Below are 9152 nucleotides of genomic sequence, written 5' to 3'. Positions count from 1 at the left end.
GTTGGAGCCGTCCAACGGTATTCCGCGTAAGTACCAGCGTCCGCCGGGTGCCTGGTGCCGCGAGAACGGTGTCACCCCGCCGCCGGGATCGTTCCGGCCTGACGCCGCCATGGCTCCCGGCGGCGTGAAAGCAGACCCCACAGAGGCTCCTTACTGATGTCATCACTGACCGCCGCCAGGGTCCTGAAGCCGATCGGGACCGCTGGCTCGCTCTTCGCGTTCGGTCTGGACGTGGGGCGAGCCGTCTTTCGGCGCCCCTTTCAGTTCCGAGAGTTCATCCAGCAGGCGTGGTTCATCGCGTCGGTGACGATCGTCCCGACCGCGCTGGTCGCGATCCCCTTCGGCGCGGTCATCGCGCTGCAGGTCGGTGGACTCGTCGTTCAGTTCGGTGCGCAGTCCTTCGTCGGATCGGCCGCGGTTCTCGCGGTCGTCCAGCAGGCTGCCCCGATCGCGACCGCGCTGCTGGTCGCGGGTGCCGGTGGGTCGGCGATCGCCGCCGACCTCGGTGCCCGGAAGATCCGTGAAGAGCTCGACGCGATGATGGTTCTGGGCATCGACCCGATCCAGCGTCTGGTGGTCCCGCGCGTACTCGCCGCGATGATGATCGCGGTCTTCCTCAACGGCCTGGTCTCGATCGTCGGGGTCATGGGTGGGTACGTCTTCAACGTCATCATCCAGGGCGGCACCCCGGGTGCCTACCTGGCCAGCTTCACCGCACTGGCCCAGATGGCCGATCTCTGGCAGGGCCTGGCGAAGGCGCTCGTATTCGGTCTGATCGCGGCGATCGTGGCTGCGTACAAGGGCATGAACGCGGGTGGCGGCCCGAAGGGCGTCGGTGACGCCGTGAACGAGTCGGTCGTCATCACCTTCCTGTTGCTGTTCATCGTCAACTTCGTGATGTCTGCGATCTTCCTGCAGATCATCCCGAGCAAGACCTGAGGAGGCGAGACGGATGGCGAACATCAAGGCGATCTACGAGAAGCCTGCCAAGAGCCTCGACCACCTCGGTGACGAGCTCGGCTTCTACCTGCGTGCGCTCGCGTGGTCCCCACGCACCCTGACGCGCTACAAGAAGGAGATCCTCCGGATCCTCGCCGAGGTCACCCTCGGCTCCGGCGCGCTGGCCGTCATCGGCGGCACCGTCGGCGTGATCCTGGCGATGACCTTCTTCACCGGGGCCCAGGTCGGGCTCTCCGGCTACACCGCCCTCGACCAGCTCGGCACCTCGGCGTTCTCGGGCTTCGTCTCGGCTTACTTCAACACCCGCGAGATCGCGCCGCTGGTCGCCGGCATCGCGCTGGCCGCGACAGTCGGCTGCGGCTTCACCGCCCAGCTCGGTGCGATGCGGATCTCGGAGGAGGTCGACGCGCTCGAGGTGATGGCGATCCCGTCGCTGCCGTTCCTGGTGACCACCCGGATCATCGGCGGCCTGATCGCGATCGTGCCGCTCTACGTGGTCGGCCTGCTCTCCTCCTACGTCGCCACCCGGTTCACCGTGACGCTCTTCTACGGGCAGAGCGCCGGGACGTACGACCACTACTTCAACACCTTCCTGCCGCCCGGCGACGTGCTGTGGTCCTTCGGCAAGGTGCTGATCTTCTCGGTCGTGGTGATCCTGATCCACTGCTACCACGGCTACAACGCCTCCGGCGGTCCCGCCGGGGTCGGCGTCGCGGTCGGCAAGGCGGTGCGTACGAGCATCGTCGCCGTGTCCGTGCTCGACCTGATGCTCTCGATGGCGATCTGGGGCAGCACCACGACGGTGAGGTTGGCGGGATGACGCAGACACTCACGCGTGACGAGATCCACCACAACCTGCCCGCGCCCCACAAGCGGAGCGCGGTGGCGCTCGCCTGGGGCAGGCAGAAGGGCAAGATCCTCGGGATCGTCTTCCTCGCGCTGGTCCTGGCTGCGCTCGTCCTGACCTGGGCGCAGTTCACCAACAGGTTCGCCCGGTACGAGGAGATCACCCTCAAGGCCGACCGCATCGGTCTGCAGCTCCCCGAGCGCGCCGACGTCAAGGTCCGTGGCCTGATCGTGGGCGAGGTCCTCGACATGAAGCCGACCGATGAGGGCGCCGAGCTGACCCTGGGGCTGTTCCCCGACGAGATCAGCAAGGTCCACCCGGACGTGACCGGCGCGATCCTCCCCAAGACCCTGTTCGGCCAGAAGTACGTCTCGCTGGTCCCGCCCGACACCGACTTCACCGAGCCGATCAAGGCCGGCGCCGTCATCGAGAAGACCAAGATGGCCACCGAGGTCCAGGCGGTGCTGCGTGACCTCTATCCGCTGCTGCGGACGATCCAGCCGGCCGACCTCAACAACACGCTCAACGCCCTCGCCACGGCGCTCGAGGGCCGCGGCGACAAGCTCGGGGAGTCGCTCGACACCCTCGACTCCTACCTGAAGCGGCTGAACCCCGAGATCCCGGCGCTGATCGAGGATCTCGAGCTCGCCACCGAGGTCTCCGGCACCTACCAGGCCGTGCTTCCCGAGATCGGTCAGATCCTGCGCAACACCATCGTCACCGCGACCACGCTCGAGGACCGCGAGGTGGAGCTCAACAAGATGCTGACCGACGTCACCGCGTTCTCCAACACGGCCGACGACTTCCTCGACGACAACGGCGACACGCTGATCCAGGTCGGCGAGGTCGGCCGGCCGGTCACCCAGACGCTGGCCCGCTACTCCCCGATGTTCCCCTGCCTCATCGGCGGCATGGACATCCTGACCGACGAGTTCACCGAAGTGTTCCGCAACTACACCGTCCACATCACCCTGGAGACGCTGCCGCACCAGTCGCGTCCCTACTCGACCAAGGACAAGCCGCGCTTCGGCGAGGACAGCGGCCCTTACTGCGGTGAGATGCCGAATGCGTCCTGGAGCCAGAAGAAGCCGTTCGCGCCGTTCCCGAACAAGGACGACGGTGTCGACGAGCCCACCGGAAAGGGCGTCATGCGCTCCGCCACCGGGACGACCGGATACTCGGCCCTGTCCTACGTCGGTACGTCGGCCGAGGCCGATGTCATCAACGAGCTGTTCGCCCCGGGTATGGGCATGAGCGCCGACGAGGTCCCCGACCTCGGCGCGCTGATGCTCGGTCCGGCCGCGCGTGGAGCGGAGGTGAGCTACGAATGAGCGCCGTGAAGCTCTTCGACGCCAAGACCTTCCAGGACTTCTGGAAGCTGGTGATCTTCGTGATCGTCACGACCCTGGCCACCGGCCTGCTCGCGATCACCATCGGCAACGTCACCTTCGGGCAGAGTGATGAGTACAAGGCGGTCTTCACCGATGTCACCGGTGTGAACAAGGGCGACGACGTACGCATCTCCGGGGTCAAGGTCGGCTCCGTCAAGGGCATCGAGATCTCCGACGACGCCCGCAGCGCGGTGGTCACCTTCACGGTCGACAGTGCGCAGCAGATCGCGACCACGACCGAGGCGACGATCAAGTACCGCAACCTGATCGGCCAGCGCTACCTCGCGCTGACCAACCAGCTGGTGGGCGACGCCTCGGCGATGCAGGAGGGCCAGACCATCCCGGTCGGGCAGACCCACCCGGCGCTCGACCTGACAGTGCTCTTCAACGGGTTCAAGCCGCTCTTCCAGGCGCTGTCGCCCAACGACGTCAACACCCTGTCCTACGAGATCGTCCAGGTCTTCCAGGGCGAGGGCGGCACGCTGGAGAGCCTGCTCTCCCACACGGCCTCGCTGACCTCGACGCTGGCCGAGAAGGACCAGGTCATCAACGCCCTGATCGACAACCTCACCGAGGTGCTCGAGCACGTGGGTGACCGCGAGAAGGAGCTCTCCAGCCTGATCGTGACCTTCCGCGACTTCGTCGGCGGTCTCAACAACGACCGCGAGGCGATCCTCGGCTCCCTGGACCAGATCTCGGCGCTCTCCGTGGAGACCGCCGACCTGGTGCACGAGGCGAAGGACCCGCTGCTCGAGGACCTGCGACAGGCCCGGAGGTTCTCCGACCAGGTGGCCAAGGACAAGCGCCAGCTCGACGACGCCCTCGAGCTCCAGCCGATCAAGCTGGACAAGATCGGTGCGACGGCCAGCTACGGCGGTTGGTTCAACTTCTACCTGTGCGGCCTTCGGGGCACGATCCGGGACCCTGAGGGCAAGGACCTCGAAATTCCGCTCTACCAGCCCGGTCAAGCGAGGTGCAACCTCGGATGATTCCCTTCCGCGAACGTAACCCAGTCAAGATCGGTGCCGTCTCGATCGCCGTCCTCCTCATGATGTTGGTGATGGCGTTCAAGGCCGACAGCCTGCCGCTGATCGGTGGTGGCACCACCTACTACGCCAACTTCTCCGAGGCCGGTGGCCTGAAGACCGGCGACGAGGTCCGGGTAGCCGGCGTCCGGGTCGGCAAGGTCAACACGATCGAGCTGGACGGCAACGAGGTGAAGGTCGGCTTCAAGATCCGCGAGAAGGTCAACTTCGGTGAGAACTCCGGAGCCGGCGTACGCGTGAAGACGCTGCTCGGCGACATGTTCCTGGAGCTGCAGCCGGCCGGCGAGGGCCAGATGAAGGCGGGAGCCACCATCCCGGTGGACCGCACGGAGTCTCCCTACGACGTGGTCGAGGCCTTCGAGGGCCTGGCCGACACCTCCGCCAACATCGACAAGGACCAGCTCGCCGCTGCGCTCACCACCCTCGCCGACCTGACCCGGTCGACGCCGGAGGAGTTCCAGGCCGCCCTCACCGGGGTCTCCGACCTCTCCCGCAACCTGGCCGCCAAGGACGAGCGCATCGACTCGCTGCTCACCCAGCTCGACCGGGTGACCAAGGTGCTCGACGAGCGCGACGGGGACCTGATCACGCTGATGAACGACGCCAACCAGCTCTTCGCGGCGCTGGTCGAGCGGCGCGAGGCTGTGCACAACCTGCTCATCTCCACCCAGCAGCTCGCCAAGGAGCTCTCCCAGCTGGTCGACGACAGCCGCGCCGACCTCAAGCCGGCGCTGGAGAGCCTCGACGTGATCCTCGACGTCTTCACGAAGAACGAGGAGAACCTCGAGAAGTCCCTGCGGCTGATGGCACCGTTCTACAAGGTCTTCAACAACACCCTGGGCAACGGACCCTGGTGGGACACCTACATCCAGAACATGCCTCCCGTTCCTGCGCTTACTGGGAGGACCCCGTGAACAAGTTCATCGTTCCCGTCATCATCGGTGCTCTCGTCCTCGGGGTCGGCGCCTGGGCGCTGGTCCGCGACACCGGTGAGAAGACGCTCGTGGCGCACTTCCCGCGTACGGTCTCGGTCTACGAGGGCAGCGACCTGCGCGTGCTCGGCGTCGCCGTCGGCAAGGTGACCGCGGTCGAGCCCAACGGCACTGACGTCAAGGTCACCCTGGAGTACAAGGGCGACGTCGACCTGCCCGCGGACGCCAAGGCCGTGATCATCTCGCCGTCGATCGTCGGCGACCGCTACGTCCAGGTCACCCCCGCCTACGACGGTGGCAAGAAGCTGGCCGACGGTGCGGTGCTGAGCACCGACAAGACCTCGGTCCCGGTCGAGCTCGACCAGATCTACTCCAGCGTCGACGACCTCGTGGTCGCGATCGGTCCCGACGGAGCCAACAAGAACGGCGCCCTCACCGACCTGCTGCAGCAGACCGCCAAGAACCTCGGCGGCCAGGGCGAGAAGATCAACTCGACGATCGGCGACCTCGGCAAGCTGACCAAGACGCTCGACAACCGCGACGAGCAGTTCTTCGACTCCGCCGAGCAGCTCGAGGGCTTCATCGGCACGCTCGCCGAGAACGACAAGACCGTACGCGACTTCGCCCAAGCGCTCGCCGAGGTCTCCTCGATGCTGGAGGGTGAGCGCGAAGAGCTCGCCGCGTCGATGAAGAACCTCTCCGTGGCGCTGAACAAGGTGACCCAGTTCGTCCGGGACAACAAGGCGATCCTGCGCGAGGACATCCAGAGCCTCAACCGGATCGGCAAGGTCCTCGTGCGGCAGCGCAAGGCCCTCGACGAGAGCCTCCGGACCGCTCCGCTGGCGCTGAACAACCTGGGCCTGGCGTACAACCCGGAGACCGGCACGCTCGACACCAACGCCAACATCACCATGGTTCTCGACGAGATCATCGAGAACCCGGCCTCGTTCCTGTGCAGCCTCGTGGACCAGGCGACCAACGGCAGCAGCGCCGAGATCTGCTCGCAGATCCGGCAGATGCCGGGCCTGAACCGCTCCGCGGCGATCGGCCTCGGCACGGGTTCGTCCTACGGAGTGCCCTATGACATGTCGCTCGGCGGCCTGGTGGAGGTGAAACGATGACCACGATGAAGCGCGCCCTCCAGGCGTTCGTCGGTGTGATCGCCGGCGCTCTGATGCTGACCGGCTGCGGCACCTTCTCCGTCTACGACCTGCCGCTCCCTGGCGGCGTGGATGCCGGTGACGACGCGATCTCGGTCACCGCACAGTTCCAGGACACCCTCGACCTGGTGCCCCAGTCGACCGTGAAGCTCGAGGACATCGACGTCGGCAAGATCGACAAGATCTGGCTCGACGACGGCGTCGCCACGGTCGAGATGCTGCTGAAGAAGGATGTCAGCCTGCCGAGCAACGCCCGGGCGTCGATCCAGCAGACCTCCCTGCTGGGCGAGAAGTTCGTCGCGCTGGAGCGGCCTGCCGAGCCTGAGTCGACCAAGCTCGCCGACGGCTCGACGATCCCGCTGTCGCAGACCGGCCGCAACCCGGAGATCGAAGAGGTCTTCAGCGCGCTGAGCCTGCTGCTCAACGGTGGTGGGGTCGCCCAGCTGAAGACGATCTCGACCGAGCTCAACAAGGCGCTGGCCGGCCGTGAGGACTCCGCCCGCTCCGTACTCCACCAGGTGGAGAAGTTGGCGCGCGACCTCGACAACAACAAGGAGAAGATCGTCGCGGCCATCGAGGCGCTCGATGCGCTGGCGAAGGCCACCAACGCGCAGATGGGCTCCATCGACGCCGCGCTCGACGAGCTGCCCTCGGCGATCTCCAGCATCGACAAGCAGCGCGGCGATCTGGTCAAGATGCTCAAGGCCCTGGAGCGGCTCGGAGACACCGGCGTACGCGTCATCCGGGCGTCCAAGGACAACACCCTCGGCATCGTCAAGGACCTCAAGCCGCTCCTGACGAACCTGGCCGACTCCGGCGACGACTTCGTCAGGGCGATGAACACGATCCTGACCTACCCGTTCGTCGACCAGGCGGTCGGCGGCTCGCCCCAGGCCGCGCGCAACCTGCACATGGGTGACTTCGTCAACCTCGACGTCACCGTCGACCTCAATCTCGACACCTTGCTCCAGAACGCGCCTCGAGTCGGCGACACCGTCTGCTGGGGTCTCGAGGAGATCAACCGGAAGCTCAAGACCTATCCCGACGAGAAGACGGCTCTCGACTGGCTCAACAACCTCACCAACGTCTGCAAGGACGGCGGGCTGGCCAGCGCCATCGACACCTGCCAGGAGGTGCTGACCGGACAGTCCTCCAAGGCGCCCGAGGCCTGCGTGACGGGTGTGCTGGGTTCGATCGGGAAGACCCTCGACGGCCTGCTCGGGCTCGGGGCGCCCTCCACCAGCGGCGGGAGCACCACCGACGACGGCTCCGGGTGCGTGCTGCTCCTGTTCTGTCGTGCCGGCGCGACTCCAGGAACACATGCGGTGACGTACGACGAGCTGAGCAAGGAGCTCGACCCGGGTCTGACCTCGCTGATGATCCCCGCGCTGAGCACCTCGGGCAACACTCACCAGGAGGGCGTCTCATGATCACCCGCCGTACGAAGATGCAGTTGATGATCTTCTTGCTGATCACCCTCGTCGGGGTCAGCTTCGTCGGTGCGCGCTACGCCCGTCTGGGGTCCCTGTTCATCAAGGACCACTACGTCGTGATGGCCCACTTCGCGCAGTCCGGTGGCATCTACGAGGACGCCGAGGTCGACTACCGCGGCGTCAAGATCGGCCAGGTCGGTGAGCTGATCCTCAACCGCAGCGGTGTCGACGTGACCCTGAAGATCGACAAGGACTGGAAGGACAAGATCCCGGCCGACAGCCTCGCCGTGGTCGGCAACCGCTCCGCCGTCGGTGAGCAGTACGTCGAGCTGCAGCCGCAGTCCAAGGGCGGGCCCTACCTCGAGGAGGGCTCCGAGATCGCCCGCGCCGCGACGACCACGCCGCTGCCGACCGAGAAGCTCCTCGAGGACGTCACGACGACGGTGAACTCGGTCGACCAGAAGGCGCTCACGACGACCATCGACGAGCTCGGCAAAGGATTCGCCGGCACCGGTCAGGACCTGCAGACCATCATCGACACCGGCACCGCCTTCGTGGAGACCGCCGACCAGAACTTCGCCCTCACCACCCAGCTGATCCGGGACAGCAACACGGTCCTCCAGGGCCAGCTGGACAGCAGCTCGGCGATCAAGTCGTTCGCGACCGACCTGGAGCTGTTCACCGGCACCCTGGCCGGCTCCAACAAGGACCTGATCAGGTTGATCGAGAGCGGCTCGGCCAGCTCGATCGAGCTGCGGCAGTTCCTGGAGCAGAACGGCGTGGAGATCGGTGAGCTCCTCAACGAGGTGCTGGTGACCGGCAAGGTCGTCCGGAAGAACCTGCCCGGCGTCCGGCACCTGCTCTCGATCTTCCCGGTCGTCGTCGAAGGCAGCTTCGCGGTCGTCGACGTCGGCCACCCCGGCCTGGCGCAGGCCCACTTCGGGTTGGCGCTGACCAGCCAGGCACCGTGCAAGCAGGGCTATGAGAGCACGAAGAAGCGCAGCCCGCTGGACCTGCAGAGCCGTCCGTTCAACACGGAGGTCTCCTGCACCGAGGACCCGAGCAAGTCGAACCCTCGTGGCTCCAGCCAGGTGCCGCGTGCGGCCGTCGGTGACGCCGGCTCGATCGCCAGCTTCGACCCGGACACCGGCGAGCTCACCTGGGGCGAGGCCGAGGACACCACGGTGTCGACCGCGGCTCCCTCCTCCTACGGCGAGGACGCCTGGAAGTGGCTCTACCTCCAGCCGATGGAGACCGAGTAGCCGCACCCTGACCACCATGCAGCCGACCGGGGTCGGGGCCCCGGAGTGCTGCCGCATCGACCGATCCGCCCGCGGCGTACGGTGTTGATGCTTGGAAATGGCTCCTGGAGCCGCTGACCAC

General features: G+C 66.4%; 8 protein-coding genes. All 8 read left to right on the top strand.

The window, feature by feature from the left end:
* Nucleotides 1–156 precede the first annotated feature (156 nt).
* Genes ABZ796_RS11645 through ABZ796_RS11610 form a run of 8 tightly spaced genes read left to right on the top strand, consistent with a single transcriptional unit; the run spans nucleotide 157 to nucleotide 9031 of the window.
* Nucleotides 157–939, top strand: a complete 783-nt coding sequence (locus ABZ796_RS11645) for an ABC transporter permease (protein ID WP_357337041.1) — start codon at nucleotides 157–159, stop codon at nucleotides 937–939.
* Nucleotides 940–952: 13 nt separating this feature from the next.
* On the top strand, nucleotides 953–1780 hold the full coding sequence (locus tag ABZ796_RS11640) for an ABC transporter permease (protein ID WP_357337040.1): 828 nt from the start codon (nucleotides 953–955) through the stop codon (nucleotides 1778–1780).
* A complete protein-coding gene (locus ABZ796_RS11635) occupies nucleotides 1777–3138 on the top strand; it encodes an MCE family protein (protein ID WP_357337039.1) in 1362 nt (453 codons plus the stop codon). The genes ABZ796_RS11640 and ABZ796_RS11635 overlap by 4 nt, the downstream gene beginning before the upstream one ends.
* Entirely contained in the window at nucleotides 3135–4187 is a 1053-nt protein-coding gene (locus ABZ796_RS11630) for an MlaD family protein (RefSeq protein ID WP_357337037.1), read from the top strand. The genes ABZ796_RS11635 and ABZ796_RS11630 overlap by 4 nt, the downstream gene beginning before the upstream one ends.
* Nucleotides 4184–5158 carry an MCE family protein gene (locus ABZ796_RS11625; protein WP_357337036.1) on the top strand — a complete coding sequence of 325 codons (975 nt, stop codon included), beginning with the start codon at nucleotides 4184–4186 and terminating at the stop codon, nucleotides 5156–5158. The genes ABZ796_RS11630 and ABZ796_RS11625 overlap by 4 nt, the downstream gene beginning before the upstream one ends.
* Complete coding sequence (locus ABZ796_RS11620) at nucleotides 5155–6297, top strand: MCE family protein (protein WP_357337035.1); 1143 nt, start codon at nucleotides 5155–5157, stop codon at nucleotides 6295–6297. The genes ABZ796_RS11625 and ABZ796_RS11620 overlap by 4 nt, the downstream gene beginning before the upstream one ends.
* Nucleotides 6294–7766, top strand: a complete 1473-nt coding sequence (locus tag ABZ796_RS11615) for an MCE family protein (RefSeq protein WP_357337034.1) — start codon at nucleotides 6294–6296, stop codon at nucleotides 7764–7766. Before ABZ796_RS11620 ends, ABZ796_RS11615 begins: the two co-directional genes overlap by 4 nt.
* Nucleotides 7763–9031 (top strand): MlaD family protein, encoded by a 1269-nt coding sequence (locus ABZ796_RS11610; RefSeq protein ID WP_357337032.1) that lies wholly within the window; start codon nucleotides 7763–7765, stop codon nucleotides 9029–9031. Before ABZ796_RS11615 ends, ABZ796_RS11610 begins: the two co-directional genes overlap by 4 nt.
* Nucleotides 9032–9152 lie beyond the last annotated feature (121 nt).

This window comes from Nocardioides sp. NPDC047086 (assembly GCF_040643685.1).
Taxonomy (GTDB): Bacteria; Actinomycetota; Actinomycetes; order Propionibacteriales; family Nocardioidaceae; genus Nocardioides.
The sequence above is the reverse complement of the archived record's forward strand: the minus strand, read 5'-3'. Positions and strand labels throughout refer to the sequence as shown.

What these genes read in the sequence shown, in the direction of transcription:
- ABZ796_RS11630 (WP_357337037.1), top strand. Translation starts at nt 3,135, where the DNA reads ATGAGCGCCGTGAAGCTCTTCGACGCCAAGACCTTCCAGGACTTCTGG.
- ABZ796_RS11635 (WP_357337039.1), top strand. Translation starts at nt 1,777, where the DNA reads ATGACGCAGACACTCACGCGTGACGAGATCCACCACAACCTGCCCGCG.
- ABZ796_RS11645 (WP_357337041.1), top strand. Translation starts at nt 157, where the DNA reads ATGTCATCACTGACCGCCGCCAGGGTCCTGAAGCCGATCGGGACCGCT.
- ABZ796_RS11615 (WP_357337034.1), top strand. Translation starts at nt 6,294, where the DNA reads ATGACCACGATGAAGCGCGCCCTCCAGGCGTTCGTCGGTGTGATCGCC.
- ABZ796_RS11625 (WP_357337036.1), top strand. Translation starts at nt 4,184, where the DNA reads ATGATTCCCTTCCGCGAACGTAACCCAGTCAAGATCGGTGCCGTCTCG.
- ABZ796_RS11610 (WP_357337032.1), top strand. Translation starts at nt 7,763, where the DNA reads ATGATCACCCGCCGTACGAAGATGCAGTTGATGATCTTCTTGCTGATC.
- ABZ796_RS11640 (WP_357337040.1), top strand. Translation starts at nt 953, where the DNA reads ATGGCGAACATCAAGGCGATCTACGAGAAGCCTGCCAAGAGCCTCGAC.